Consider the following 26140-nt stretch of genomic DNA (forward strand, 5'->3'; position numbering starts at 1 on the left):
ATGGGCGACCGGACGATGCTGAAAGGCGATCAGGCGGTCGCCGCCGGGGTCAGGTCCACCCAGCCGGACGTCGTCTCCGCGTACCCCATCACGCCACAGACCGGCATCGTCGAGACGCTCTCGGAGATGCACGCCGACGGCGAACTCGACGGGGAGTTTCTGAAGGTCGACTCGGAGTTCAACGCCGCCTCCTCGTGCATCGGCGCCAGCGCCGCCGGCGCGCGCGTCTTCAGCGCGACGTGCTCGCAAGGGCTCAAACTCATGTCCGAGCCGCTGTTTACGGCGGCGGGCATGCGGTTGCCGGTCGTGATGGCCGTCGCGAACCGGAGCCTCTCGGCGCCGATCTCGATCTGGAACGACCACACCGACGCCTTCGCCGAGCGCGACGGGGGGATGATCCAGTTTTTCGCCAAGGACGTCCAGGAGGCCGTCGACACCGTGTTCGTGGCCTACCGGGTGGCCGAGGATCCGACGATTTCGCTGCCCGCGCTCGTCAACCTCGACGGGTTCATCCTGACACACGTCAAGGAACCGGTCGACGTCCCCGACGAAGCGGCGGTGTCGTCGTATCTCCCCGACCGGGAGCCGTTCGCGACGCTCGACCCGTCGGATCCCACGACGATGGGAGGCGTGGGGCGTCCCGAACACTGGACGGAAGCGCGGTACGCCGTCCAGGAAGCGATGCTCCGGTCCCGGGAGGTCATCGCCGAGGCGACCGAAGCCTTCGGCGATCAGTTCGGTCGCAAGTACGGACTGGAGTACGACGGGATGCTCGAGACAGTCGGTCCCGTCGACGCCGACCTCGCACTCGTGTGTCTGGGATCACTGGCGGGGACGGTCGAACACGTCATCGCCGATCACCCCGCGGACGTGAAACTGGTTCGACCGCGCGTGATCCGGCCGTTCCCGGCCGAACAGCTCCGCCAGGCACTTGCCGGCGTCGAGGCGGTAAGCGTCATGCAAAAGGAGAACTCCCCCGGCTACCAGGGGAGCCTGGCGAGCGAACTCAAGTCGGCTTTGTACGGATCCGATACCCAGCCCGCCGTCCGGAGTTACGTCCTCGGTCTCGCCGGCCGCGATGTTTCCCACGACGACATCGAGGCCGTTATTGAAGAGACCGGTGAGGCGGCGGAAGACGGGCATCCACGTCGATTCCTCGCGGAGGAACGATGGCCGCAATTGAAGGGAGACTTACTCGACATGGAGGTGACCCAGGCATGAGTTCGCCGCCGGAACCCGACGCGGTCCTGTCGTACGACGACGACCTGTTCACCCCCGGCCACCGGGCGTGTGCCGGGTGTGCCCCTGCACTCGCCATGCGGCACCTGACGGAAGCAACCGGGGAAAACACGATCATCTCGATGGCGACCGGCTGTATGGAGGTCATTTCCAGCCCGTTCCCGGAGAGCTCGTGGGGGGTAAGCTGGATCCACGACGTGTTCGCGAACGCGCCGGGCGTCGCCTCCGGCATCGAGGCGGCCTACCGCGCCTTCGATCGCAAGGCTTCAGAGGAGTTCACCGATCACGACGACGTGAACTTCGTCGTGGTTGCCGGCGACGGGGCGACCTTCGACATCGGCATCCGCAGTCTCAGCGGCATGATGGACCGCGGGCACGACGTCCTGTACGTCTGTTACGACAACGAGGCGTACATGAACACCGGAATCCAGCGATCGAGCGCGACGCCGCTGGGCGCGAGCACCAGCACGTCGCCTCCGGGGAAGGAAAGCCTCGGCGACGACACCTCCAAAAAGGACATGCCCGCGATCGCCGCCGCGCACGGCTGCTCGTACGTCGCCTCGGCGTCGATCGGCTACCCGCAGGACTTCAAACAGAAAATCGAGCGGGGCCTCGAACACGACGGGCCGAAATACGTCCAGGTGCAGGCGCCCTGCATGCTCGGCTGGGAGTTCGATCCGGCGGAGGCGGTCACCGTCGCCCAGCTCGCGGTCGAAACCGGCCTGCAGCCGCTGTTCGAAGTCGTCGACGGGGAACTGGTGGACGTGATGCGGATCCGCGACCGCAAACCGGTCCGGGAGTACCTCGAGTGTCAGGGTCGGTTCGACCACCTCTTCGAGACGGGGGAAGGGGAGGAGGTGATCGAACAGCTCCAGGAGTTCGTCGACGAACGGGCCGACGAACTCGACCTGGACGCGTGATTCCGATCTCCCTCCAGGAACATGACGGTGACTCCACGATTGAGTATAAGAATACCTGAAAAATATCGGGGTATCATTAATGAGTGAGAATTGGAGCAAAGGTTTTCACGAGGAAAACCAAAAATATAAAGGGATGACTTCTGGCATCCGCGCGGAACTGAAGATTCCGGCAGCGGTAGCCTGTCCGATGGCCAGGGTGTCGGCCGCCGAGGATGTGACCGCCTACTCGATGTCCAAAAGCGTCGATCCACACGCCCCCAAACACGTCACCGAGGAGTTCAGCGTCCCCGCTGTGGACGAGTTGTCGGAGGAGATCGAGGAGACCGAACTCGAGAAGACGTTCACCGACGGTTCCAGCGCAATCTATCGGTTCGAACGGGTCAGTGACAGAAACTGCCCCTGCGAGTGCATCGAGCAACACGGCTCCCCGGTGGTCGACGTCAGAGGCGAACGGGGAACGCTGTACGTCGTCTTCCACGCCGCCGACCGGGAGGATCTCAGACAGGTAATCGAGACGGTCGGGGAGTTCCACCCGCAGATGGAGGTCAGGCGACTCGTCCAGTCGAGAGCGGAAGATGAGGACGGATCCAAGTCTCTCGTGTTCTTCGACAAGAGCGTGCTCACCGACCGGCAACAGCAGGTGCTGACGACGGCCCACGAACTCGGCTACTTCGATCACCCGAAAGGCGCCAACGCGGGGGAAGTCGCCGACGAACTCGACATCGCGACCGCGACGTTCATCGAACACCTCTCTGCGGCACAGCGGAAACTCCTGAATTCGATCCTCGATACCGAGTAGCGTTGTCGCGGACGGACGCTTTTATCCGAGAAACCTCGGCGTTTCCCCGCGATTCCGGCGGAACCGCACCGCCTAATAAAGCCCCATCTATTGATGGGAAGATTCCCTTCGCCGTAGAGTGTCGATTTCAAATGAGTGATTGATGTGAACGAGTCACAACTGGCAGCACGGTGGCCGGCGAAACGTGCCGGACGGTTCGAAGGGCTCGAACGATACGTCGAGCGCGCCCGAGATCGATCCCGCGAACCGATCGACGATTCGTCGGTCCTGGTACCGGGTGGGATCGTCCGGATACTGCCCGATCGCTGCAAGGAATGTAGTTATTGCTGGGAGTACTGTCCACAGGACGTTCTCGAACGTGGCCGGGAAGCCAACCGGAAAGGGTATCGCCCGCCGACGGTGGCCGAGGGCAAGGCCGACGACTGCGTGGACTGTGGCATGTGCGCCTGGATCTGCCCGGAGTTCGCGATTTACACCGTCGAGCAAACGGACGGCGAGGCCGAACCGACGCCGGCGGGAGGTGAGACGTGATGGCCACCTCCGAGGAGGAATCCGGCGAGGAGACGGCGACCGACACCGAGCCGGAGGTCCTCACCGGCGATCACTTCATGATGGGCGACACCGCCTGTGCGGAGGGGGCGATCGCCGCAGGCTGTCGGTTTTTCGCGGGGTATCCGATAACGCCCGCCAGCGAGGTCGCCGAGCGCATCAGCCAGCGCTTCCCCGGGCTCCCCGACGCCCAGTACATCCAGATGGAAGACGAGATCGCAAGCATAGCCGCCGTCGTCGGCGGCTCGAACGCCGGGAAAAAGAGCATGACCGCCACGAGCGGCCCGGGCGTGAGCCTCATGAACGAAAACATCGGACTGGCGGCGATCACCGAAACGCCGTGTGTCATCGTCAACGTCCAGCGCGGTGGCCCCTCGACGGGAATGCCCACGCTTCCCGGACAGGGGGACGTGATGCAAGCTCGGTACGGGAGCCAGGGCGATTATCCGATGATCGCCTACGCTCCGGGCAGCCCCCAGGAGATGTTCGACCTGACGGTCGAGGCGTTCAACGCCGCCGAACGGTACCGGACGCCGGTGATCGTGCTCGCCGACCAGACCGTCGGGCACATGACCGGAAAGGTGTCGATCCCCGACTCGGTCGAGACAGTGGACCGTCCGCGGCCGGACGACGAGATCGAACCGGAGACGTTCCTCCCGTACGACAACTCGGTTCAGGTTCCGCCGATGGCAGCCGCCGGGGAGGGTGGTCGGGTGCACGTCACCGGCCTCACCCACGACGAGCGTGGACATCCGGACATCGATGTCGACACGCACGAGAAGATGCTCGGACGGATGATGGACAAAATCGACGACAACCGCGAGGAGATCTGTCGCGTACAGCGGTATCGACTCGACGACGCCGACGTGGCCCTGATCGCCTACGGATCGATGAGCCGTTCGGCCCGCGACGCGGTCGACCAGCTCCGGGCCGACGGCGTCGACGCCGGGCTCTTTCGGGTGATCACCCCGTGGCCGTTCCCGATCGACGAGATCGAGGCACTCTCGGCTGCGGTCGACCGGATCGTCGTCGCCGAGATGAACCTCGGTCAGTACGTCACCCCGGTTCGGGCCCACGCGGCCTGTCCGGTCGACGCCCACACCCATCCGGGCGGGGCGATCCCGCGCCCGGACGAGGTCGCCGACACCGTCCGGGAGGTGATTCGATGAGCAAGACCACGCAGTCGCCGGCGGAAATCGTCGAGGAACACCCCGACGACAGTGTCCTCAGGGATCGTCGGATCCCCCACATCTGGTGTCCCGGCTGCGGCCTCGGAACGACGATCAAGGCGTTCGGTGAGGCGCTCGAGCGCTCCCCGAAGGGGCTGGACGACCACGCCGTCGTCAGCGGGATCGGCTGTGCCGGCCGCGCGGCCGGTTACATCAACACCGACTCGTATCACACCACCCACGGCCGGGCGATCCCCTTTGCGACCGGGCTGAAGGTCGCCAACCCCGAGATGGAGGTGTCGGTGGTCTCCGGCGACGGTGACCTGTTCAACATCGGCGGCAACCACTTCCTGCACGCCGCCAGGCGAAACCTCGATCTCACGATCGTCTGTTCGAACAACTTCAACTACGGCATGACCGGCGGACAGTTCGGCGGCACCACCCCGACGGGCAAGGTGACCTCGACGACTCCCGAGGGCAACTACGAGCGACCGTTCAACCTCCCGCTTCTCGCCGAGAGCCTCGACGTCCCGTTCGTCGCCCGGTGGACGATCCTCCATCCGCGACGGCTCGCGGACGCGATCGAGGCCGCGATGGAGAAGCCGGGGATCGGCTTCGTCGAGGTGATCACCCCCTGCCCGGAGGGGTTCGGCAAGGCGAACGACTTCCCGGAGGGACTCGACATGATGCATTACTTCGAGGAACACTCGGTGATCGATCACGACGCCGACCTCGAGGAGGTCGGTATCGCACTGGAAGGGGAAGACCTCGTGTTGGGCAACTTCATCGACGAGGAGAGTTCGTCGTATCTCGAAACCAAAGAGCGGTTGCTCGGAGGTGAGAGCGAATGAGCCGAACGGAGTTCCGGTTTTCGGGCTTCGGCGGCCAGGGCGTGATCACGATGGCGCACGTGCTCGGCCACGGCGCCAGCGTCCACGCCGACATGGACGCGACGATGACGGAGGCGTACGGTCCCGAAAAGACCGGCGGCTTCTCGCGGGGCGACGTCGTCGTCAGCGACGAGGAGATCGACTACCCGAACGTGGTGGATCCCGACGTCGTGGTCGCGTTCTCCCAGGACGCGTTCGAACGTGACGCCGACACCGTCACGGAGGACGGACTCGTGCTCGTCGAACGGAACCTGGTCGATCCCGAACCGCTGCTCGAACGGCGGCCGGACGCGACGGTGGCGTCGCTGTCGGCGATCGACCTCGCCGAGGAACTGGGACACAAGGTCGTCGCCAACGTCCTCACGCTGGGTGCCGTCGTCGAACTCGTCGGCACGCCGCCAGCGGAGGCGGTCCGGGCGGCGATCCGCGAGACCGTCCCGGACGGCACCGAAGACCTCAACGAGCGGGCGTTCGAGCGCGGCCAGGCCGTCGTCGCCGACGACGAACTCGACTACCTCGGTGGAGAGCGACGGGAGGTGGTACAATGAGCGTCGACCGGGTCGATCCGCTCGGCACTGGTCGCACCGCGACCGAGCGCGTCGACGCCGACGTGCTGGTCGTGGGCGGCGGCATCGCCGGCATCCAGTCGAGCCTCGATCTCGCCGACTCCGGCGCCGAGGTCGTGCTCGTCGAGCGATCGCCGTCGATCGGCGGCAAGATGGCCGCCCTCGACAAGAACTTCCCCACCCTCGACTGCTCGATCTGCATCGAGGGGCCGGTGATGAGCGACGCGATCGAACACGACAACATCGAGGTGCTCACGCTCGCGGAGCTCACCGACCTTTCGGGAGCGGCCGGCGACTTCTCCGCCGACGTCTACCAGGCGCCCCGGTTCGTGGGCGACGAGTGCACCCGGTGTGACGACTGCGTGGAGGCGTGTCCCGAATACGCCCCCAACGAGTTCGACGAGGGGATCGGGTCGCGGACCGCGATCTTTACGCCGTTCGAGCAGGCGGAGCCGGGGCCGTACGTTGTGGATCTGGACACCTGTATGAACGACCCGCCCAACGTGATGCCGTGTGACCGGTGTCAGCGGGCCTGCGGACCCGACTGCATCGACTTCGAGATGACGCCCACCGAGTACGAGATCGACGTCTCCTCGGTGATCGTCGCCACCGGCTTCGACGTGCTCAATCCGGAGGTGATCGACGAATACGGCTACGGCGAGCATCCGGACGTGCTCACGAGCATGGAGTACGAACGGATGCTCGACGCCGCCGGGCCCACCGAGGGGCACATCGTGCGTCCCTCCGACGGGGAACACCCCGAGGACGTGCTGTTCGTCTACTGTGTGGGAAGCCGTGATCAGCGCCACTGCGAGTACTGCTCGCGCGTCTGCTGTATGTACTCCAACAAGCAGGCGATCCAGTCGGTCGACCACGGCGTCGACGACGTCACGGCGCTGTACATGGACATGCGGGCGTACGGCAAGGGGTTCGACGACTTCTACGACCGGGCCCGCGAGGAGGCCGACGTCGACTACGTCCGGGGTCGCCCCGCCGAGGTCCACACCGACGGTGACTCGCCGGTCGTCCGGTACGAGGACGCCGACGCCGGCGAGGTCCGCGAGGAGGAGTACGACATGGTCGTGCTCGCACCCGCGCTCATCCCCAGCGACGGCACGCCGGATCTGGCCGCCCGTCTCGGGGTCGAGGTCGACGAGGACGGCTTCTTTGCGACCACCGAGGCCGGCGGCGACATGACCGAAACCACCCGCGACGGGGTGTACGCCGCCGGCGCGGCGACCGGGCCGAAGGACATCCCCGACAGCGTCGCCGAGGCGTCCGGGGCGGCCTCGCGGGCGCTCTCCCACGTCGAGGAGCGCACCTGGCCCGAGCCGGTCGACGTCGAGCCGATCGACGCCACCGGCGAGGAGCGGATCGGCGTGTTCGTCTGCCACTGTGGCTCCAACATCGCCGGCACGATCGACGTCGAGGAGGTCGCCGACTGGGCCGATGACCTGCCGAACGTCGAGTACACCGAGGATCTGCTGTTCGCCTGCGCGGGCAACACCCAGGAGCACATCACCGAGACGGTGAAGGAACACGAACTCAACCGGGTGGTGGTCGCCTCCTGCTCGCCGAAGACCCACGGCCCCACCTTCGAACGGGTGATCGCCGAGGCCGGCCTGAACAAGTACCTCCTCGAGATGGCCAACGTCCGGAACCACAACTCCTGGGTCCACGACGACGAGGTGAGCGCGACCGAGAAGGCGAAGGACATGGTGAAGATGGCCGTCGACAAGGCGGCGTTCCTCACGCCCTTGGAGGAGATCGACCAGCCGGTCGAGCAGACCGGCGTCGTGATCGGCGGCGGGATCGCCGGGATGTCGGCGGCGGTCTCGATGGCCCAGAACGGACACGAGGTCCACCTGATCGAGCGAGAGGAGGAACTCGGCGGTCAGCTCCGGCACCTCGAGGAGCTCCATCCCGGGGGACGGGACCCCGAGGACCTCCTCGAGCGTCGCCGACGACAGCTCGAAGAGCACGGCGTCGTCGTCCACACCGACACCGAGGTCGAGGGGGTGAGCGGTCACGTCGGTAACTTCCCGGTCAACCTCGACTCCGGCGAGACCATCGTCGCCGGCGCGGTGGTGCTCGCGACGGGTGCCTCGCCGTACGAGCCAGACGAGTTCGGCTACGACGACAACCCCGAGGTGATCACGAACCGCGAACTCGACGCGCGGCTCGCCGACGGCGGCGTCGACGCCGACCGGGTGACGTTCGTCGGCTGTGTCGGCTCACGCGACGGCGACCGCGGCTGCTCGCGGTACTGCTGTTCCTCGATCGTCGGGCAGGCGAACCAGCTCGCCGCCGACGGCGCGACTGTCGACGTCGTCAACAAGGACGTCCGAACGTTCAGCCGCGGTGGCGAAGAGGCATACCGGGCGGCTCAACAGCGGGGGGTTCGGTTCTTCCGGTACGACCAGGACACCCCCGCGGGCGAGGCGCTCGAGTACGATCCCGACGACGGCGAGCTGTCCTTCCACGAACGCACGCTCGATCGGGAGGTCGTCCTCGAGCCGGACCTGATCGTGCTCGCGACCGGGTTGCGGTCGAACGGCGCCGACGAGGAGAACGACGTGGCGAGCCAGCTCACCGTCACTCGCGACGAAGAGGAGTTCCTGCTGGAGAGCCACCCGAAGCTCGGCCCGGTCGAGGCCAGCGTCGGCGGCGTGTTCATGGCCGGCACCGCCCAGGGACCGAAGGGCGTCCGCGACGCCGTCGACGGGGCGCTGGGGACGGCTGCCAAGGCTGACGCGCTACTCTCGAAGGACGAAATCGCACAGGAACCGCTCGCCGCGCAGATCGACCCCGAGACCTGTATCGGGTGCACCCGGTGTGCTGACGTGTGTCCGTACAACGCCGTAGAGGGTGAAGCACAGGACGTCCACAGCGTGATCGAGGCAGCCTGCATGGGGTGTGGCACCTGCGCCTCGGCCTGCCCGACCGACTCGATCACGATGCCCGGGTTCACCGACGAGCAGATCAAAGCCCAGATCAGCGCCGCGCTGGAACACAACCCCGAGGAGAAGGTACTCACCTTCGCGTGCAACTGGTGTTCCTACGCCGGCGCCGACCAGGCCGGCATCGAGAAGCGCAACTATCCCGAGAGCATCCGGATCGTCCGGACGATGTGTTCCGGCCGGGTCGACGAGGAGTTCGTCGATCACGCCTTCGAGGAGGGCGCCGGCGCGGTGCTGGTGACGGGCTGTCACATCGGCGACTGCCACTACATCGACGCCAACACCTACACCGAAGAGCGCGTTCAGCGGTGGCAGAACAAACTCGACGAGGAGGACGAGGGGCGGCTCCAGCTCGAGTGGATCAGCGCCGCCGAGGGCGAACGGTTCGCCTCCAAGGCCACCGAGATGGACGAGGTCGTCCGGGAGTTCGTCGAGACCCGTGCCCGCGCCGACGGCGGCTGTTGTGGCGACTGTGATGCTGGCTCGGCGGCGGGAGGTGATCGCCCATGAGCAAAGCCGACGAGGCGGCGCCCCTGTACGTCGACGACGACCGGTGGGACCGGGTCGTCGAGGCGACCGACGGCGCCGCGAGCGTCTGCTACCAGTGTGGCACCTGCACTGCAAGCTGTCCGTACGACGCGATCGACGAGAAGCCGATCAGTGTGCGCGGGCTGATGCGTCAGAGCCAACTGGGCGTCGACGGCGTCGGCGAGGAGCTGTACCGCTGTCTCACCTGCAAGGAGTGTGAGGCGAGTTGTCCGCGCGGGGTCGATATCATGGACGCGATCGGCGGGCTCCGGGAAGTCGCCTTCGAGGAGGACGAAGCGCCCGGACGGCTCGAGGGGGCGCTCTGGAGCGTCTACGAGGAGGACAACCCCTGGGAGCGACCCGCGAGCGACCGGGACGCCTGGCTCGAGGAGGTCCCCGACGACATCGACGTTCCGGTCGGCGGACAGGCCGACATCCTCTACTACGTCGGCTGTACGCCCTCCTACGACCCGTCGCTGCAGTCGGTGCCGGCGGCGATGGTGCAGCTGCTCGAGGCGGCCGACGTCGACTACACCGTCCTCGGCGACGAGGAGGTCTGCTGTGGCGACGTCGTCCGACAGACGGGCGAGCCGGACTTCTTCCAGCAGCTCTCGGAGATGAACGCCGCACTCTTCGAGGAGACGGACGCAGAGACGATAATCACCACGAGTCCCCACTGCGCGGAGACGTTCGAGGATGGCGCCGACCTCGGTGCCGAGGTCGTTCACTACACCGAGTACCTGGCGGAGCTCCTGGAGGGAGGCCAGCTCGAGTTCGGCGACCTCGATCGGACGGTCACGTTCCACGATCCGTGTTACCTCGCCCGGGGAATGGCCGCCGTCGAGGCGCCCCGACAGTTGCTCGCTGCCGCCGGCGTCGAGGTCGACGAACTCGCCGAGTCGGGGGCTGACACGCTCTGTTGTGGGGGTGGCGGCGGCAACATGTGGCGCGAGGGCGACGGCGGGAAACGCTTCGCCGACATCCGCGCGAAACAGGCCGACGACACCGACGCCGAGGAGCTGCTCACGGCGTGTCCCTACTGCGTCCAGACGCTCGATGACGGCGTGAAGAAGGTCGGCGCCGAGGCGCCGGTCCGGGAACTGGCGACGGTGCTTCTGGAGGCACTCGAGGCCGGCGACGAAACGGACGCAAACAACGGAGGTGACTGACATGACTGCCTACGACAACGACATCTGGGTGTACCTGGAATCGGCGGACGGTGCGGTATCGAACGTCAGCTACGAGATCCTCGGGAAGGCAAGGGAGCTCGCAGGAGAGCTCGACACCGGGGTCACCGCAGTCCTGGTGGGTGCCGGAGACGATCTCGACGGGCTCGCGGAGGCGGCGATCGCCCGGGGTGCCGACGGGGTCGTCCAGATCGAACACGACCTGCTCGACGTCTATCGGCCAGAAACGTACGTCGACGCCGTCGAGGAGGCGCTCCGCGAGGGGGACCCCGCCATGTTCCTGTCGCCGGCGACCAACGACGGGATCGGGCTGGCCGGCCGGCTGGCGGTCCGGCTCCACGCCGGGCTCAACGCCGACGTCGTCCGGCTGGAGGTCGACGACGACGGGAGCCTCGTCGGCGGCGTGCCCGCCTTCGCCGGAGGCATCCTCGCGATGGTGAAAGCGAAGGGACGGCCGCAGATGAGCACCGTCCGACCGGGCGTGTTCACCGCGCTCGAGCCCGACGACTCCCGGGAAGGGGATCTCGCGGTTCGCGAGCCCGATCTCTCTGCGGACGACATCCTCACGGAGGTTCTGGATCGGGAGGTCGGCGAGACAGTCGACCTCCCGGGTGCGGACGTCGTCGTCTGTGCCGGCCGCGGGTTCGACGGCGATCTGGAACTGGCACGCGAACTCACTGAGGCGCTCGACGCAACGCTGGGGGTGACTCGTCCCCTCTGTGACGAGGGACTCGTCTCCCGGGAGCGACAGATCGGCTCGACCGGCTACTCCCTGCAGGCGGACGTGGCGATCTGTGCCGGCATCAGCGGCTCGGTGTACTTCACCTCCGGGCTCGACGACGTCGACACCGTTATCGCGGTGAACACCGACCCCGAGGAGCCGATCTTCGATCACGCCGACTACTGCATCGAGGGCGACCTCTTCGAGGTGTTGCCGCCGTTGATCGAACAGCTGGAGGCCGAGGGGGTGATCTCCGCATGACGCTTTCGATCGCGGTTGCGGTGAAGGTCGTCCCCAAACCCGAGGAGGTCACGCTCGACGAGGAGACGATGACGATCGACCGGGAGGACGCCGACTCCCAGCTGGACCCTGCCGCCAAGAACGCCGTCGAACTGGCGCTCCAGTTGAAGGACGCGGCTGCGGAGGCCGGCGAGGACGCCGAGGTGATTGCGGTGTCGATGGGGCCGCCGTTCTTCGAGGAACACCTCCAGGACGTGGTCGCAATGGGCGCCGACGACGCAATCTTGCTCTCCGATCGGGCGTTCGCGGGGGCAGACACCTACCCGACGAGCCGAGTGCTCGCGGCGGGCGTCCGGAAACTCGGTGACGTCGATCTGGTGCTCTGTGGCGAGGAGTCGTCGGACTCCTCGACGGGACAGGTGCCGCCGGGGATCGCCGAGTGGCTCGACGCCGCCCAGGTGATGGCCGTAAGCGAGGCGGAAATCGAGGACGGATCGCTGCATGCGGTCCGGACGAAGGCCGGCGGCGAGGAGACCGTGCGGGTGCCGCTTCCGGCGGTCGCGAGCGTCGAGTACGGCGTCAACGACCCTCGGTTCCCGGACTTCAAGCGCAAGCGGTGGGCCGAAAACGAGTGGGAGCTCACCGTCTACGACGCCGGCGACCTCGATTTGCCCGAGTCGGAACTGGGCCTCGACGGCTCCTACACCGAGGTGGCGGATCTCGAGGCGATCGAAGGCCCAGACCGGCTGGGCGAGTGGGTCGAGGGCGACCCCGAGACGCAGGCCGACGAGATCGCGTCGGTGATCGCACAAGAGCTGTAGCTGCCGCTCCGGACGTGTAATAAATCGGCTCCATTGAATCGCCAGACATCGCCGTAGTAAGTCGTAAAATCGAAGAAGTTGAGGCGAGTGAGTAGCAGTTTGGATGAACCTTACCACCCGCCTCACCGAGGAATTAGTCTCGCTCGCCAAAAGTTATTCCGACGATGCTGAGGAAGCTGCCGCCCCGGAAGGTGGCGGCAGCTTCGCTGAATGGGCGATGATTTCGCTTCACGGCTTGCGAATTTTCCTTGAGAAATCCTACGTGATGACAATCGACCTGTTAGAGACAATGACGCAAATTCTGGAGATTATTGGCCTTGAACCGGACGATCTCCCGGCACCATCCACGTTGAATAAGTGGCTCGACAGGATTGAGATGGCAGTTTGGCGAGTGCTGCTGCGCCACTCGGCGCAGTTGCACAATCCCTCTCCCGACGCTGCCGTTGACGCTACCTACTACGAACGCTCTCCGGCCAGCAAACACTACTGTGACCGCACGAACTACCGCGTTCAGACCATCGAGGCGACGAAACTCGTCGATACAGAGACGCAAGCGATCCTTGACGTACACTGCACCACGACCAGAGAAGGGAGTGACGCCGATGTCTGTGCGCAACTCGCCCGGCGCTACCCGGGCGAGTTACGCACGCTTGCCGCCGATAAGGGCTACGACAGCCAAGAGTTACGCGAGCAACTCCGTGAACTCGGCATCAGACCACTCGTCAAACATCGTGTGTTCGCGCCCTACGATCACGCACACAACGCCCGAATTAACGACGATCTCTACAATCAGCGCTCGATGACCGAAACCGCCAACTCCTCGGTCAAGCGCTCGTACGGCTCGGCCGTCCGAGCGCGTGAATGGTACCGCGAGTTCCGCGAGATTGCCCTGATGTGTCTCGTCTACAACATCAAACGCTACGTCAAACCATGAATTCTAACGTCTTACAGCGATTCAATGGAGCCAATAAATCACAAGAAAACGAAATCACACCACGTCGTCGGAAGACGACGCCGTGAATTCGCAGTTATACGCGATTGACGTTCGTCGCGCGGGGGCCCTTGGGAGCCTGTTCAATATCGAAATCGATCTCGGTTCCTTCGGACAGATCCTCGCCGCCAACGTCTTCCATGTGGAAGAACACGTCGTCGTCGGAGTCGTCAGTCGAGATGAAACCGTAGCCGCCTGTGTCGTTGAAGAAATCAACCTTACCGTTTGCCATTGCAACTAGAGAAAGGCCGGTGACACGGATAAGGGTTGGTATTTGTCCATCAAAAACGAGAAACATTATTTGAAAATATTTTTTTAACCCACTCTGGTGGATGTATGTTCTACATCGGGACTTTTGTGAGGGTGACTATCCGATCTGGTCACAACGCCCGGCCGCTTCCGTGATATCCCAACCACCTCATCCAGTGTCACAACTCGTTCGATCACCGCAGCCCACTTCGACGGACTTTTGCCCATTTCTCTCCTCGATTACATGTGAATCCGACACAAGTCCGGCGGCAGTGGGCGCAACGCTCCGGCGAATATTCCCCGGAGTATTATGCCTACTACGGTCCCAACGAGATGAGCGAGACCGTTCGTCGGCTTCTGGAGTCTCACGTCGGGCGAGAGGCGTCGGTCCTGGAGTTGGGCTGTAGTTCGGGCCGGCACCTGTCATATCTCCACGAGCACGGGTTCAGCGATCTCTCGGGGATCGAAGTCAACGAGGACGCCACGGCCGTGATGGCCGAGGCGTATCCGGCGCTCGCAGCCGATGCAACACTCTATATAAACGCGATCGAGGACGTCATCGACGGTTTCGAGGACGATCAGTTCGACGCCGTCTATTCGATACAGACGCTCCAGCACGTCCATCCTGATTCTGCGTGGATCTTCGACGAACTCGCCCGGATCACGGGTGCGCTCCTCGTCACCATCGAACACGAGGGGTCCGCAGAAAGCGAGGAACACGCCAGCAACGAGGGCTCTGCAGCAAACAAACGGTCCCCAGAAAGCGAGGAACCCGCCGAAATCGACGGAGCGACTGACCTGGACGTGAGCTACGTCAACGACGAATTCCCCATCTACCACCGGAACTGGGGCGAAATCTTCACCGAACGAGGGTTTACAGCGGTCGAGACCGACGCCGAACGGCGGGAAACCGTTCGGGCGTTTCGCGCGCCGTCGATGGACGGAGACGGGACGAGTCGCTGAACCGGGACCTGGAATATCAACACTCGGCCGAATGTTTTTCACCTTGTAAATCACAATTTACGACATGGCGAAGATGATACGCGTCCCGGATGAGTACCACGCGTGGGTGAAGGCACACAACGAGGAGGGTGAGACGATGTTCGAAACCCTTCGTCGCCTGACGCGCGAACCCGAGCCCGAGGAACTCGTCGGGATCCTCTCTTCGGCCGAGGTGGATAAAGCGCGGGAGGCCGCCGAGCGATTCGGCGGGCGTGACGAAGAACGATTGCGGCGGGCACGGGAGGCATTCCGCGAGTGATCCTCGATTCCTCGTATCTCTTCGACGTGATGGACGGGAACCCGAACGCCCTGGAAATCGGAACGCAGCTCACGGACAATGGGGAAATCCAGTGGCTTCCGACACCAGTCGTGGCCGAAGTGTACTACGGTGTCGTATACACCAACAGTGAGGAGGAGCGACGCATTGTTCAGAACGCGCTCATGGGATATCCACGAGTGGACATCACTGAAGAGATGGCGCGGACGGCTAGCAGGCTTCTCGCTGCGGCGGACAGGGAACACGGTGGTGACAGCGGCGTCGAGACGAATGACGCCTATATCGGTGCCGTGGCTCACGAACTCGAGGAACCCGTACTTACGGCCAACCCCGACGATTTCGAGGCGCTCGGGGTCGATACCGAAACTTACTGACCTTCTTCGATGTGAATCGCCGGTCGTCCGGGTTCGGCCTTGCCGGCGACGTCGTCGTCGGCTGCTTCGGCCCGGAGCACGCGCACTGGCGCCTCGAATTCGCGTTCGATCAGCCAGGCGGCTTCCCTGAGCGCCTCGTACTCTCGCTCGGGCGGCAGCGTCAGGGTGAGTGCCTCGCGTTCGGCGTCGAGCTCCTTCCCGAAGTCGGCTGCTGCGTCGCCGTGTTCGCGGATCTCGGCGTCTCCCATCAGCTCGGAGATCAGGTTGTCGGCGTCGCTCTCGACGGCGATTTCGAGCGCCCGGAACTTCCAGTCGGGCGTCACGACGACGTCGATGCGTTCGGGGTCGTCGATTCCGGCGACGTCGACGATCTGTCGGACGTCTTCGCGGGTGTTCGCCACCAGCTTCCGGCGCTCCGTCGCCCCCTCGATGTCGCCGTCGGGTTCTGGCCAGGTGGCGTCGACGAGCAGGCCCTCGTCCACCCAGTCGCTCCCCCCGTCGACGTCGCCGAGTTCGTCGTACAGTTCCTCGGCGAGGTGGGGTGCGACGGGCGCCAGCAGTTTGATCGCGGCCGCCAGCCCGCGCCCCACGGTCGGTGCATGCGTCTCTTCACCCTGCTCTTCGGCGTGTTCGCGGTACTGCCGGATCGTTCGAACGAGCCCCTGTGCCTCCCGGAGGGCGGTGTTGAACGTCAGCGTCTCGTAGTCGGCTGTCGCGGCCTCGATCGTCGCATCGATTTCGCTTTCGACATAATCGGCGACAGGGGTACGGTCGCCGTCCGGACTGGTCGAGACGAACGCCTCGACCTCGCGTTTCAGCCGGGTCAGGAACCGGTAGGTCGACCTGACGCCCTCCTCGCTCCAGTCGAAGTCGCGCTCGGGCTGGGCGGCCTGCATCATGAACAGGCGAGCAGTGTCGGCGCCGTACTCCTCGACGATGCGCTGGGGGGAGACGACGTTGCCCTTCGATTTGGACATCTTCGCTCCCTCCAGCTGGACCATTCCCTGCGCGAGCAGGTTTGTGAACGGCTCGCGGTGCTGTAGCCCCTCGTGATCGGCGAGCACCTTGGTGAAGAACCGCGAGTACAGCAGGTGCATCACGGCGTGTTCGATCCCGCCGACGTACTGGTCGACCGGCATCCAGTCGTTGGCCCGCTCAAGGTCGAACGGCCCCTCCGTCAGGTCGGGGGAGACGTACCGCAGGAAGTACCACGAGGAGTCGACGAACGTGTCCATCGTGTCCGTCTCCCGGACGGCGTCGGCCCCGCAATCTGGACAGGTGGTTTCTTTCCACTCGTCGGCGGCGTCCAGCGGGTTGCCGGTGGTGTTTATAAATTCGGGGAGTTCGACCGGTAGTTCCGCCTCGGGTACCAGCACCGGGCCGCAGTCGTCGCAGTGAACGACCGGGATCGGCGTCCCCCAGTAGCGCTGCCGGGAGATGCCCCAGTCGCGAAGCCGGTACTGGGTCGTCTCCTCGGCGCCGGAGGTGTCTGCAGTGATCTGCTCGCGGGCGGTGTCGCTGTCGAGTCCGGTGTAGTCACCGGAGTTTACGAGCACGCCGTCGTCGGTGAAGGCCCCCTCGCTCACGTCGGGCGCGTCGGGAACCTCGTCGGTCTCCGGCCCCTCCCAGTCGTCGGGTTCCGGCGCGATCACCGGCTCGATCGGGACGCCCTTCTTCGAGGCGAACTCGTGGTCGCGGTGGTCGTGGCCCGGCACGCCCATCAGGGCGCCGGTACCGACGTCCGACAGCACGAAGTCGGCCACGAACACCGGCAGCTCCTCGCCGGTGACGGGGTTTCTCGCGGTCAGGTCGGTTCTGACGCCGTTGGGTTCGTCGCCGTCCGGGTCCGCCTCGTGGTGGACGAACTCGTGGACTGCGTCGTCGGTCTCGATCAGCTCTTCGGTGATCGGGTGATCGGGCGCCAGCGCGAAGAACGTCGCGCCGAAGACGGTGTCGGCACGGGTGGTGAACGCCTCGACGGTGCCGTAGTCGCGCTCCGATCCGTCCGGACCGGTGATCTCGAACGGGAGGGTGGTTCCGTACTGCCGGCCGATCCAGTTCCGTTGCATCTGTCGGACGGAGTCTGGCCATCCCTCCAGCTCGTCGATGTACTCCACGAGCTCGTCGGCGTACTCGGTGATCTTCAGGAACCACTGGGCCAGCTCGCGCGTCTCGACGGGGGTGTCACACCGCCAGCACAGTTCCTCGCCGTTGTGGGCCTCAACCTGTTCGTCGGCCAGGACGGTCTCGCAGTCGGGACACCAGTTCACGTCGGCGTCGCGGCGCTCGACGAGCTCCTCCTCGGCAAAGCGTCGGAACAGCCACTGGTTCCAGCGGTAGTACTCCGGCGTGCAGGTGGTGATCTCGCGGTCCCAGTCGTAGCCAAAGCCCATCGACTCCATCTGTCCTTTCATCGTCTCGATGCAGTCGAACGTCCAGTCGCGGGGGTTGCTGTCCCGCTCCTTGGCGGCGTTTTCGGCGGGGAGGCCGAACGCGTCCCACCCCATCGGGTGCAGCACGTCGTCGCCGCGCATGCGCCGGTACCGGGCGTAGGCGTCGGTGATCGTGTAGTTCCTGACGTGCCCCATGTGGAGTTCCCCGGAGGGGTACGGGTACATCCCGAGGACGTAAGTCGGGTCCTCGGCATCGTCGGGGATCCGGTACGCGTCGGCCTCGTCCCAGGCCTCCTGCCATCGTCGTTCGACCGCTGTGTGGTCGTATCCCTGTTCGGACATGCTTTCGCTTGTACACACGTCCTTCCGTCTTCGCCCTATACCTTTCCATCGAACATCCGTTTCGAACAGCTGTCGCCGGCGTTGCGCCGGAACAACCTCTCGAGTTCACGAGGGGCTGAAGTGACATGTAGGAAACTCTTAACTGGATCGTTTCCTATGTGGTGAGTTGACATGACACTATCTCACACTCGCCGATACGATCCTGCTCGGGTATCCGAGCGCGACGGTCACGCCGTCGTGATCGGGGCCAGCGTCGCAGGGTTGCTGGCGGGACGGGTGTTGTCCGACGGGTTCGCCAGTGTGACGATCATCGACAAGGATTCGCTTCCGGACGAACCAGTAGCCCGGAAGGGGGTGCCCCAGTCGGATCACGCCCACCTGCTGATGGAGGCGGGTCGGGCGACGATCGAGGACCTGTTTCCGGGGTACTGTGAGGACTTGATCGCGGCCGGAGCGCTCCTTCTCGACGGCGCCAGCGACGTCAACCACTATCTCGAGGGGGATTTCATGGCCGACGGCACCGAACGAGTGCCGATGTATGCCGCCAGTCGCCCCCTGTTCGAACAGCAGATCCGCCGCCGTGTCCGTGATTTGTCGGGAGTACGACTGCGAGCGGAGTGTTCGTTTGTCGACTATCTGAGTGACGATGCGGGCGACATCAAGGGGGTAACCGTTTCCGAGGGCGGGACCGAAGACGACATCCACGCCGATCTGGTCGTCGACGCGACTGGGCGAACGAGTCGGACGCCGAACTGGCTCACCGCCCACGGATACGACGCCCCCGACGTGGAAGAGGTGACCGTCGATACGGCCTACAGCACGGGATGGTTCGAGCGGCCGCCAGATAGGCGGTGGTCCATCGCGATGTTGCCCGACGCACCACGAAAGCGGGGATGGGTTGCCATTCCGATCGAGAACGACGAGTGGATTGTCGGCCTCTCGGGGATTCACGGGGTTCGCCCGCCGACCGAGCCCGAAGCGTTCGAGGAGTACATCGCAAACTGTCCGACATCAGTCGGCCGGTGGTTCGTCGAGACCTACGAGTTTGCCGACCGCGAAATCGAACCGTACCCGTTCCCCTCCAACGTCAGGCGGTACTACGAGCGGTTGGACGACTTCCCTGACGGACTGGTCGTCGTGGGCGACGCCATCACGAGTTTCAATCCCATCTACGGGCAGGGAATGTCCGTCGCCGCCCTCGAATCGCTCGTGTTGCACAGTTGTCTGGCGGACGGATATCGATCGGCTATCGCGACCGAGTTTTTCGAGCGCGCCTCACCCATCCTCGACGTCGCCTGGCAGATGGCGATCGGGACGGATTTCGCGTTCGAAGAGACGACGGGATCGAAGCCGACGGGACTGTCGGTCTTCAATCGTTACATGTCCCGTCTCGTCAGAAAGGCACACTCCGATGGCCGGTTACGGACGGCCTTCTATCGCGTGATGATGATGGAACAGCCGCCGACGTCGCTGTTCCGTCCGTCGATCGCCCGCCGCGTCTTGAGTCCGCGCACTCGAACGACCGGTGCATCTGTGGATCCGGCTGCCCTGATGGCATCCGGGAAAACGACACCGGCTCCGGGCGACGATTGAGTACTCCTTCAGCGGCCACTCAAATCCAAGATTGCCCCTCTTCGACCGTGCTCTCGCCGAGTTTCGTGATCATTTTTCGCGGAAGGATCCGTACGGCCTGGGCACCGTACGTTGCAAACGTCGAGGGGAACACGATACGCTCACCGTTTTGCAGTCCGTCCCATCCCGCTTTCGCTACGGTTCGCGGATCGTTCGTGATCCCGTCCATCGTATTGCTGTCATCGACGTTCCCTCGATCGGCGTATTCAGTTTCTACGACCCCGGGACACAGCGCCGTCACGGTTATCCCCTCGTCTTCGAGTTCGTGTGCGACCGCACGGGAAAAGGACAACACGTACGACTTCGTCGCTGCATAGACTGCCTTCTTGGGGATCGGATACAGCGCCGCTAACGACGCAGTATTCAGTATGGCACCGTCGCCGCGGGTGCTCATCTCCCGGCCGAAGAGCTTCGTGAGCTCCGTGAGTGTGACCGTATTCAGCTGCATCATTCCCTGTTCGGCCTCTCGGTCCGTCTCGAGAAAATCACCGTAATTCGGGATCCCCGCGTTGTTGACGAGCGTGTGTATCTCGAGGCCTTCATCCTGAACCGATTCGAACAACGTCTCGGCTGCGTTCTGAACTGCGAGATCCTGCGAGATCACCGTCGTTCGAACCCCGTGTTTCTTCTCCAGTTTATCCGCGAGTTCCCGGAGCCGTTCTTCGCGGCGGGCTGTGAGGACGACATCGTATCCGTCGCCGGCTGCGACGTCTGCGAGCTCCCACCCGATTCCACTCGACGCACCGGTCACAAGTGCCGTCCGAGACTGCGTGTCAGTTTCTGCCATGGACGCTTCCAACTTTTGTAACTTAAAAGATCTTTTCCCCGGCCACGCCAGCGGGACGCCCATGGGCCACCGCGACCCGGTTGAAACCACCGCTACCGGTATCTCAAACGGCCGTTTGTGCTATCGCTACTTTAAGTGGGTATTCGCCCCCATGGTCGACCATGAGGCGCAGAGAACTGCTCGCGGCAGGCGGTACCGTTGCGGCAATCACACTTGCGGGCTGTGCCGGCACCAGCGCCGACGACGGCCCGAACGACGCCGACGGGACCGGCAACCCGTCGGTCGAGGACGTGGACGCAAGCGGCACCACCAGAACCGTGATCGTCACCAACTCCGGCGAGGTATCTGACGATCCTGACATGGCCGTGCTGCGGGCCGGTGTCGAGTCGCGGGCCGACACCGCTCCCGAGGCGCGCGACGAGATCGCGACAAAGGCCGAAGAGCTGATCGACGCGCTCGTCGCGTACGGCATCGACGAGGACGACATCACCACCCGGCGATACTACATCCGCGACCGGCTCGACCGGCAGGCGATGGACGAGGACGGCGCCCGCCCCGGCGATCCCGACTTTGACGAAGAAGACTACACCTACTACCAGGGAAGCCACGACTTCGAGATCGAGATCCACGACGTCGACGCCGTCGGTGAGGTGATCGACGTCGCGATCGACGCCGGCGCCGACGATGTCGGGCGAGTGACGTACACGCTCTCGGACGACAAGCAGGCTGACCTCCGGGAGGAGGCGCTCCGTCAGGCGATCGAGGAAGCCCGGTCGGAGGCGGACACGATCGCCGACGAGGTGGGGGCAGAGATCCTCGAGGCGACCGTCGTCGACGCGTCCGAGGGACGAGTCTCCCCGGTTCGACGCGACGCCATGATGGTCGCCGAGGCGCCAGAGCCGACGCCGGCACCCGACGAGGAGCCCGCTACCGGGATCGAAACCGGTGAGGTGACGGTCACCGCCGAGGTTCGGATCCAGTACGAGATGGCCTAACCCGGATTCGATCCGAAGCGCGGCTAGAACTTCTCGAGAAGTCCCTCGTAGAACGCCGCGTCCGACTCGCCGGCGAGCTTTTCGACGATCAGCTCCGGCGTCGACCGCGCGAGGTGGTTTCGGACTGGCGACCGCTCGACGACGAGTTCGCCGTCCTCCAGCCCGACCGCCTCGATCCCGTCGACGGCGATCGAGAAGTCGGCTGCCTCCCGGATCTCCCGGGCCAGGTGAGAGACGAAGACGGCGGTCGCGTCCTGTCGATCGAGCTCCTCCAGGATGCCGGCGACGATCTTCGCGCTCGCGCCCGGTTCGGTGATGGATTCGAGTTCGTCGACGAGCACCAGCCGGCCGTCGGCGCCATCGGCGAGTTCGCCGAACTCCCGGAGCGTCGATTCGAACGCCCCGGCGTCCAGCGTTCCCTGTGATTTGGCGTAGTAGTCGAGCCCGGAAAACCGGCGGAGTCGCGCCTCCTCGGCCGGCACCGGCAGCCCCATCTGTGCGAGGATCGTCAAAAGCGCCAGCAGATCCAGCGTCGAGGTCTTGCCGCCGGAGTTGACCCCCGAAAGCAGCGTTACTCCCGAGACGCCGTAGTCGACCGGCTCTACCGACTCGAAGGCGACGTCCAGCAGCGGGGATCGGCCACCGACCACCTCGATCCCGGGGGATTCCGCCGAGTCGGCGCCACGATCGCCGAGTTCGTCGTCGAGGAACGTCGGCATCGTGCAGTCGAACTCCCGGTAAAAGCGCGACACAGCCAGCTCGACGTCCAGCTCCAGCGCGTCGGCGACGAGCGTCTCGACGGGCTCGCGAAGCGCCGAGAGCTCGGCTGCAAGCTCCGACTTCAGCCGGGCGGCCCGCCGATCGCGCGCAGCCGAAAGCTCCGTACGGAGCCGGGAGACTGCCTCCTCGTTGCGCTCGACCGGGAACGTCGGCTCCCCGCCGAACACGCGTTCGGCAAGCTCCGGCTCGCCGTCCGACAGCGCCAGCGCATCTGCGAGATGTTCCCGCGCCTTCCGGATCGCCTCCTCGTACTCCTCGTGGAGCTCCCGGGAGAGCAGCGAGTCCACGCGGGCGCCCTGCTCGACTAGCGAGAGGAAGTCGCGTCCCTCGATGGTGACGTCCCGCTCGCCGATGGCCGCCCGGAGATGGTCGTTGGCGACCGATTCGGCGGTGCCGACCGCCGCGTCGAGGTCGTCGACCGCCCGCGAAAGTCGATCGAGCTCCCCGTCGCCGACGACAGTACCGTCGTCGTCGACCTGCGAGAGCGCCCCGCGAAGCCGTTCGGGGTCGACGGCCGGCTCGAGGTCGGCCGCCTCGTGGACCCGGAGGGCGGCCTGCAGCGCCCCCCGATTGTGCGCGAAGAAGGTCAGCAGCCGTTCGGGGACGATCTCTGCGGTCGTCTCGAGGTCCACGCTCCGGCCGTCCGACTCGGAACCGAGCTGAACGTCCGTCCGAACCTGCACGTCGCCGGCGACGTCCATCCCCGCGAACGCCTCGTCGAGCACGATCACCGTCGAGTAGGACCGGGCCAGCTCCGCGACGTCCTGTCTGTCCTCGATCACCTCGATGGACAGCTCCGGGAACCGTCGCTGTGCGGCTGCGTACCGCTCTGCGTCGGCGGTCGCGAGACTCCGCTCGCGCACACGGACCGGCGAGGGTGTCTCCAGCGGCTGTACTCCCTCGAGCGCCGTCGAGATGGCCGGATCCGGCTCCCGTTTGATCGCCTGCCGGGTGAACTCCCGGACCTCCGAGATTCGGGAGGGAGCGACGCTCGGATAGAACGTCTCCAGACGCTTTTCGGCATAGTCCGTCTCGGCTCGCTCTTTGAGCAACCCGAGCGCGTCCCGGTAGATCTCACGGGCGCGATCGGTCGCGAGAAAGCCCCCATCGTCGCCGTGCTGTCGCCGGATCGCACCGCGGGCGATCGCGGCGGCCCGCCCCTCCGAGATGCCGGGGGCGCGGGCGATCGCGGCGACGTCGCCCTCCCGGAGCGCACGCTCGGGGTCCTCGAGCTGTGAAAGCGCCGACGCGGTCTTCTCCCCGACGCCCGGCACGTCCTCGAGCTCCATCTATCCCCCCGTTACCGCGGGCACCGACAAAAGGATGCGGGTGGCCGGTCCGGAGCCCGCCCCGGCCGGTCGTGGCACAGTTTTTTGCCGGCTCCCGCCGACCCACGACTGTGAACTGGGGGATCCTGCTCGCCGGACTGGTCGCTGCCGCACTACTCTCGGCTGTCGTCTACTACGATGCGCGCTCCGTCCCCGTTTCTCGACCGCGACTCCTCGCTTCGGTGGTCTTCGCGAGCCTCGGCGGAGCAGCCACGCTGGCTGCGGTCTTTCCGGAGATCCCGCCGGCCGGGCTGCTGGTGGTCGCCATGATCGGCCCCGCAGTGTACCTCTTCGAGCGGGAGGACGCCCGCCGCGGGGAGGAAACGCTCGATCCGCACAGCCTCCCGAGCGGCGGTAACGACGAAGAGCGAAAAAAGAAGTGAATCACCGGATCAAACCCCCGCGAGCAACTCGCGGGTGACCTCCGCGTGGGAAACGATTTCTCCGCCGTAGTCGGCCGCGAACGCCTCCGCGTCGTCGGCGTCGGAAAACGGTATCAACGCGGTTCCCATCGCGCCTTCGACGTCGCTGCCGGCGACGAGAACGAGCCCGTCGGCGTCGGCGAACGCGTCCGCCGCGAGGTGTGCGGTGATGACGAGCGAGTCCCCCTCGCCTTCGACCCCGTAGTCGACGGCGGAGTAGTCGGTCAGGTACGTCACCTGTGTCGTCTCACCTCGATCCTCCATGTCGAACTCGTAGTTGTACGTGCACTTGCTGCTGCAGAACCACGCCGGACCGTCCCGTCCCTCCGGGAGATCCCCCTCGAAGTACGTCTGCCCGGCCGGACCGGGGTGCTCGCTGATCACCATCCCACACTGGTCGCAGTGCTGATCGCCGTCGAGTGCGATCGGCTCCGGGATCTCCGAGCCGAGACAGCCGGCGAGTCCGACCGTCGAGAGCGTGACTGTTGTGGCCGTCCCCGACAGGAGCCGACGTCGGGTGAGATCCGTCGCGAAACAGTGGTCCGTCATGTAGCAACGTAGGCGAGGCGACGAATTAGGCCGTCTGGTACGACCGACGAAACGCGCCGGCCGTATCCTCGCGACTCACGTCCCGATCACACTTCGAGCGTTCGAGCGAACGCCCAGGGGAGACGCGCGTAAATCTCCGCGTTGGCCTGCAGCGCCTCGATGGTGGTGTACTCGTCGACGGCGTGGACGGTGTCGGTACCGAGCGCGAACTCGACGGTCGGAATGCCTGCGTTTCGCAGCTTCTTGGCGTCGCCGCCGCCCGTCGCGCTCCGGCGATAGATGTGTTCGCCTGTGACCTCGCCGGCGACGGTTGCGACTGCCTCGACGATCGGTGCGTCGATCGGCTCTGCGGTCCCGACCGACCAGCTGGTGTCGGCAATCGTGACGCCTTCGACGTCGTCGATACACTCCCGGATGTACGCGAGGATCCGGGGGGTGTCGACCCGCGCAGTCACCCTGACGTCGAGTCGGGCCCGGGCGAACTGCGGCACACTGTTTACGGCTTCGCCCCCCTCGATCGTTCCTAGATTGACCGTCGGTCGAGTGAAAAGCTCCCGTGCGGCTTCCTCGCCCATCACCGGGGCGTAGTAATCGACCGACTCCTCGACGATCGATTCGATCGCGGGATCGAGATCGAACGTCCGGGCGGGAAGCCGAGCCCGGAGGCGCTCGATCGCGGTCCACAGCCTGTCGATCGCGTTTTTCCCCAGCATCGGACGGGAGCCGTGGGCGGATTCGCCGGTCGCCGAAAGCGTCAGCCAGATACTCCCCCTGTCGGCGACCGTGACCGAGTGATTGCCGCGCTCGCAGGTCGTCTCGCCGATTACGCAGGCATCGGCGTCCAGTTGACCCGATTCCAGGAGCGCCTTCAGCCCCGCACCGCCCGTCTCCTCGTCGCTGACGGTCGCAAACGACAGCGTCACCGGTGGGGTGGTCCCCGTTTCCGCGAACGCCCGGGCGGCGACCAGCATCGACGCGAGCGGTCCCTTCATGTCTGTCGCGCCGCGGCCGTACAGCCGTGTTTCATTGTCGCCGTTTTTCGAGACCCCGACGCGCTCCCCGAGGGGATCGTACGTCCACGCTTCGCGGTCGAACGGGACGGTGTCCACGTGGCCGTTGTAACACAGCGTTCGGTCGGTCTCGCCGGGAAGCGTCGCGAGCAGATTCGGCTTTGCCGGGTCGACGGCGTGCCGCTCGACGTCGAACCCCCATTCGACGAACCAGCCCTCGAGGGTGTCCACGAGCCCCCGGGTTTCTCCCGGCGGGTTCTGCGTGTCGACCGACAGGAGTTCCATCGCGAGATCCGCGAGCTGTTCGTTGCTCTCGCGGACGAACGCGATCGGCTCCGGGACGCGGGACATGTCTCTCTGCCGTAGCTACGCCGGATTCAGTTAAAAGTGTGTGGTTGGCACAAAACTACAAAAACACGA

24 protein-coding genes are annotated in these 26140 nt (G+C 65.2%); 18 read left to right on the plus strand and 6 right to left on the minus strand.

Annotated elements, in window-relative coordinates; all coding sequences use genetic code 11:
* The 12 genes from AArcSl_RS09335 (at position 1) to AArcSl_RS09390 (ending at position 13523) form a co-directional block, all read left to right on the plus strand.
* Complete coding sequence (locus tag AArcSl_RS09335; RefSeq protein WP_119818123.1) at positions 1-1221, plus strand: pyruvate ferredoxin oxidoreductase; 1221 nt, start codon at positions 1-3, stop codon at positions 1219-1221.
* On the plus strand, positions 1218-2159 hold the full coding sequence (locus AArcSl_RS09340) for a thiamine pyrophosphate-dependent enzyme (protein ID WP_119818126.1): 942 nt from the start codon (positions 1218-1220) through the stop codon (positions 2157-2159). The genes AArcSl_RS09335 and AArcSl_RS09340 overlap by 4 nt, the downstream gene beginning before the upstream one ends.
* A 133-nt stretch (positions 2160-2292) precedes the next feature.
* Positions 2293-2958 carry a helix-turn-helix domain-containing protein gene (locus tag AArcSl_RS09345; protein ID WP_119818129.1) on the plus strand — a complete coding sequence of 222 codons (666 nt, stop codon included), beginning with the start codon at positions 2293-2295 and terminating at the stop codon, positions 2956-2958.
* Positions 2959-3102: 144 nt separating this feature from the next.
* Positions 3103-3489, plus strand: coding sequence for a 4Fe-4S dicluster domain-containing protein (locus tag AArcSl_RS09350; protein WP_217563434.1), 387 nt, complete (start codon positions 3103-3105; stop codon positions 3487-3489).
* A complete protein-coding gene (locus AArcSl_RS09355) occupies positions 3489-4676 on the plus strand; it encodes a 2-oxoacid:acceptor oxidoreductase subunit alpha (RefSeq protein ID WP_217563435.1) in 1188 nt (395 codons plus the stop codon). The genes AArcSl_RS09350 and AArcSl_RS09355 overlap by 1 nt, the downstream gene beginning before the upstream one ends.
* Entirely contained in the window at positions 4673-5527 is an 855-nt protein-coding gene (locus AArcSl_RS09360) for a thiamine pyrophosphate-dependent enzyme (RefSeq protein WP_119818132.1), read from the plus strand. Before AArcSl_RS09355 ends, AArcSl_RS09360 begins: the two co-directional genes overlap by 4 nt.
* A complete protein-coding gene (locus AArcSl_RS09365) occupies positions 5524-6114 on the plus strand; it encodes a 2-oxoacid:acceptor oxidoreductase family protein (protein WP_119818135.1) in 591 nt (196 codons plus the stop codon). The genes AArcSl_RS09360 and AArcSl_RS09365 overlap by 4 nt, the downstream gene beginning before the upstream one ends.
* A complete protein-coding gene (locus tag AArcSl_RS09370; RefSeq protein WP_119818138.1) occupies positions 6111-9602 on the plus strand; it encodes an RnfABCDGE type electron transport complex subunit B in 3492 nt (1163 codons plus the stop codon). The genes AArcSl_RS09365 and AArcSl_RS09370 overlap by 4 nt, the downstream gene beginning before the upstream one ends.
* Positions 9599-10789, plus strand: coding sequence for a (Fe-S)-binding protein (locus tag AArcSl_RS09375; RefSeq protein WP_119818141.1), 1191 nt, complete (start codon positions 9599-9601; stop codon positions 10787-10789). Before AArcSl_RS09370 ends, AArcSl_RS09375 begins: the two co-directional genes overlap by 4 nt.
* Before the next feature lies 1 nt (position 10790).
* On the plus strand, positions 10791-11789 hold the full coding sequence (locus tag AArcSl_RS09380; protein ID WP_119818144.1) for an electron transfer flavoprotein subunit alpha/FixB family protein: 999 nt from the start codon (positions 10791-10793) through the stop codon (positions 11787-11789).
* Complete coding sequence (locus AArcSl_RS09385) at positions 11786-12589, plus strand: electron transfer flavoprotein subunit beta/FixA family protein (protein ID WP_119818146.1); 804 nt, start codon at positions 11786-11788, stop codon at positions 12587-12589. The genes AArcSl_RS09380 and AArcSl_RS09385 overlap by 4 nt, the downstream gene beginning before the upstream one ends.
* A 103-nt stretch (positions 12590-12692) precedes the next feature.
* Positions 12693-13523 carry an IS5 family transposase gene (locus tag AArcSl_RS09390; protein ID WP_119813768.1) on the plus strand — a complete coding sequence of 277 codons (831 nt, stop codon included), beginning with the start codon at positions 12693-12695 and terminating at the stop codon, positions 13521-13523.
* Between the two features lie 94 nt (positions 13524-13617).
* Here the strand turns inward: AArcSl_RS09390 and AArcSl_RS09395 are convergent, their stop codons facing one another.
* Positions 13618-13812: a cold-shock protein gene (locus AArcSl_RS09395; RefSeq protein ID WP_119818149.1), complete on the minus strand. Its 195-nt coding sequence runs from the start codon at positions 13810-13812 to the stop codon at positions 13618-13620.
* A gap of 263 nt (positions 13813-14075) precedes the next feature.
* Between AArcSl_RS09395 and AArcSl_RS09400 the strand changes: the two genes are divergently transcribed.
* The 3 genes from AArcSl_RS09400 to AArcSl_RS09410 all read left to right on the plus strand — a co-directional run bounded on the left by AArcSl_RS09400 (position 14076) and on the right by AArcSl_RS09410 (position 15482).
* Complete coding sequence (locus AArcSl_RS09400) at positions 14076-14792, plus strand: class I SAM-dependent methyltransferase (protein WP_119818153.1); 717 nt, start codon at positions 14076-14078, stop codon at positions 14790-14792.
* A gap of 64 nt (positions 14793-14856) precedes the next feature.
* Complete coding sequence (locus tag AArcSl_RS09405; protein ID WP_119818156.1) at positions 14857-15090, plus strand: hypothetical protein; 234 nt, start codon at positions 14857-14859, stop codon at positions 15088-15090.
* Positions 15087-15482, plus strand: coding sequence for a PIN domain-containing protein (locus AArcSl_RS09410; protein ID WP_119818159.1), 396 nt, complete (start codon positions 15087-15089; stop codon positions 15480-15482). The genes AArcSl_RS09405 and AArcSl_RS09410 overlap by 4 nt, the downstream gene beginning before the upstream one ends.
* On the opposite strand, the gene leuS is transcribed toward AArcSl_RS09410, so the two are convergent.
* Positions 15476-18217 carry a leucine--tRNA ligase gene (gene leuS, locus AArcSl_RS09415; RefSeq protein ID WP_119818162.1) on the minus strand — a complete coding sequence of 914 codons (2742 nt, stop codon included), beginning with the start codon at positions 18215-18217 and terminating at the stop codon, positions 15476-15478. The genes AArcSl_RS09410 and leuS overlap by 7 nt on opposite strands.
* A gap of 171 nt (positions 18218-18388) precedes the next feature.
* Here leuS and AArcSl_RS09420 point away from each other — a divergent pair, with 171 nt between their 5' ends.
* Positions 18389-19810: an NAD(P)/FAD-dependent oxidoreductase gene (locus AArcSl_RS09420; RefSeq protein ID WP_119818164.1), complete on the plus strand. Its 1422-nt coding sequence runs from the start codon at positions 18389-18391 to the stop codon at positions 19808-19810.
* 19 nt (positions 19811-19829) lie between these two features.
* On the opposite strand, the gene AArcSl_RS09425 is transcribed toward AArcSl_RS09420, so the two are convergent.
* Positions 19830-20636 (minus strand): SDR family NAD(P)-dependent oxidoreductase, encoded by an 807-nt coding sequence (locus AArcSl_RS09425; protein ID WP_161945931.1) that lies wholly within the window; start codon positions 20634-20636, stop codon positions 19830-19832.
* 161 nt (positions 20637-20797) lie between these two features.
* Between AArcSl_RS09425 and AArcSl_RS09430 the strand changes: the two genes are divergently transcribed.
* On the plus strand, positions 20798-21631 hold the full coding sequence (locus AArcSl_RS09430; protein WP_119818170.1) for an SIMPL domain-containing protein: 834 nt from the start codon (positions 20798-20800) through the stop codon (positions 21629-21631).
* A gap of 23 nt (positions 21632-21654) precedes the next feature.
* Here the strand turns inward: AArcSl_RS09430 and AArcSl_RS09435 are convergent, their stop codons facing one another.
* The gene (locus tag AArcSl_RS09435; RefSeq protein WP_119818173.1) at positions 21655-23700 is read right to left on the minus strand and encodes a helix-hairpin-helix domain-containing protein; all 2046 of its coding nucleotides are present in this window, start codon (positions 23698-23700) and stop codon (positions 21655-21657) included.
* Positions 23701-23810: 110 nt separating this feature from the next.
* On the opposite strand from AArcSl_RS09435, the gene AArcSl_RS09440 reads away from it, so the two are divergent.
* Positions 23811-24122, plus strand: a complete 312-nt coding sequence (locus AArcSl_RS09440; RefSeq protein ID WP_119818176.1) for a hypothetical protein — start codon at positions 23811-23813, stop codon at positions 24120-24122.
* A 9-nt stretch (positions 24123-24131) separates the two neighbouring features.
* On the opposite strand, the gene AArcSl_RS09445 is transcribed toward AArcSl_RS09440, so the two are convergent.
* Positions 24132-24710, minus strand: coding sequence for a nitrous oxide reductase accessory protein NosL (locus AArcSl_RS09445; protein WP_119818179.1), 579 nt, complete (start codon positions 24708-24710; stop codon positions 24132-24134).
* 86 nt (positions 24711-24796) lie between these two features.
* Positions 24797-26071 (minus strand): M20 family metallopeptidase, encoded by a 1275-nt coding sequence (locus AArcSl_RS09450; RefSeq protein WP_119818182.1) that lies wholly within the window; start codon positions 26069-26071, stop codon positions 24797-24799.
* Between the last annotated feature and the right edge of the window lie 69 nt (positions 26072-26140).

It is taken from the genome of Halalkaliarchaeum desulfuricum, assembly GCF_002952775.1.
GTDB classification, from domain to species: domain Archaea; phylum Halobacteriota; class Halobacteria; order Halobacteriales; family Haloferacaceae; genus Halalkaliarchaeum; species Halalkaliarchaeum desulfuricum.

Coding starts and splice junctions, on each gene's coding strand:
- AArcSl_RS09425 (WP_161945931.1), bottom strand. CDS start 20,636: ATGGCAGAAACTGACACGCAGTCTCGGACGGCACTTGTGACCGGTGCG.
- AArcSl_RS09385 (WP_119818146.1), top strand. CDS start 11,786: ATGACGCTTTCGATCGCGGTTGCGGTGAAGGTCGTCCCCAAACCCGAG.
- AArcSl_RS09435 (WP_119818173.1), bottom strand. CDS start 23,700: ATGGAGCTCGAGGACGTGCCGGGCGTCGGGGAGAAGACCGCGTCGGCG.
- AArcSl_RS09370 (WP_119818138.1), top strand. CDS start 6,111: ATGAGCGTCGACCGGGTCGATCCGCTCGGCACTGGTCGCACCGCGACC.
- AArcSl_RS09375 (WP_119818141.1), top strand. CDS start 9,599: ATGAGCAAAGCCGACGAGGCGGCGCCCCTGTACGTCGACGACGACCGG.
- AArcSl_RS09450 (WP_119818182.1), bottom strand. CDS start 26,071: ATGTCCCGCGTCCCGGAGCCGATCGCGTTCGTCCGCGAGAGCAACGAA.
- AArcSl_RS09405 (WP_119818156.1), top strand. CDS start 14,857: ATGGCGAAGATGATACGCGTCCCGGATGAGTACCACGCGTGGGTGAAG.
- AArcSl_RS09445 (WP_119818179.1), bottom strand. CDS start 24,710: ATGACGGACCACTGTTTCGCGACGGATCTCACCCGACGTCGGCTCCTG.
- AArcSl_RS09340 (WP_119818126.1), top strand. CDS start 1,218: ATGAGTTCGCCGCCGGAACCCGACGCGGTCCTGTCGTACGACGACGAC.
- AArcSl_RS09335 (WP_119818123.1), top strand. CDS start 1: ATGGGCGACCGGACGATGCTGAAAGGCGATCAGGCGGTCGCCGCCGGG.
- AArcSl_RS09380 (WP_119818144.1), top strand. CDS start 10,791: ATGACTGCCTACGACAACGACATCTGGGTGTACCTGGAATCGGCGGAC.
- AArcSl_RS09395 (WP_119818149.1), bottom strand. CDS start 13,812: ATGGCAAACGGTAAGGTTGATTTCTTCAACGACACAGGCGGCTACGGT.
- leuS (WP_119818162.1), bottom strand. CDS start 18,217: ATGTCCGAACAGGGATACGACCACACAGCGGTCGAACGACGATGGCAG.
- AArcSl_RS09420 (WP_119818164.1), top strand. CDS start 18,389: ATGACACTATCTCACACTCGCCGATACGATCCTGCTCGGGTATCCGAG.
- AArcSl_RS09430 (WP_119818170.1), top strand. CDS start 20,798: ATGAGGCGCAGAGAACTGCTCGCGGCAGGCGGTACCGTTGCGGCAATC.
- AArcSl_RS09390 (WP_119813768.1), top strand. CDS start 12,693: ATGAACCTTACCACCCGCCTCACCGAGGAATTAGTCTCGCTCGCCAAA.
- AArcSl_RS09365 (WP_119818135.1), top strand. CDS start 5,524: ATGAGCCGAACGGAGTTCCGGTTTTCGGGCTTCGGCGGCCAGGGCGTG.
- AArcSl_RS09345 (WP_119818129.1), top strand. CDS start 2,293: ATGACTTCTGGCATCCGCGCGGAACTGAAGATTCCGGCAGCGGTAGCC.
- AArcSl_RS09360 (WP_119818132.1), top strand. CDS start 4,673: ATGAGCAAGACCACGCAGTCGCCGGCGGAAATCGTCGAGGAACACCCC.
- AArcSl_RS09355 (WP_217563435.1), top strand. CDS start 3,489: ATGGCCACCTCCGAGGAGGAATCCGGCGAGGAGACGGCGACCGACACC.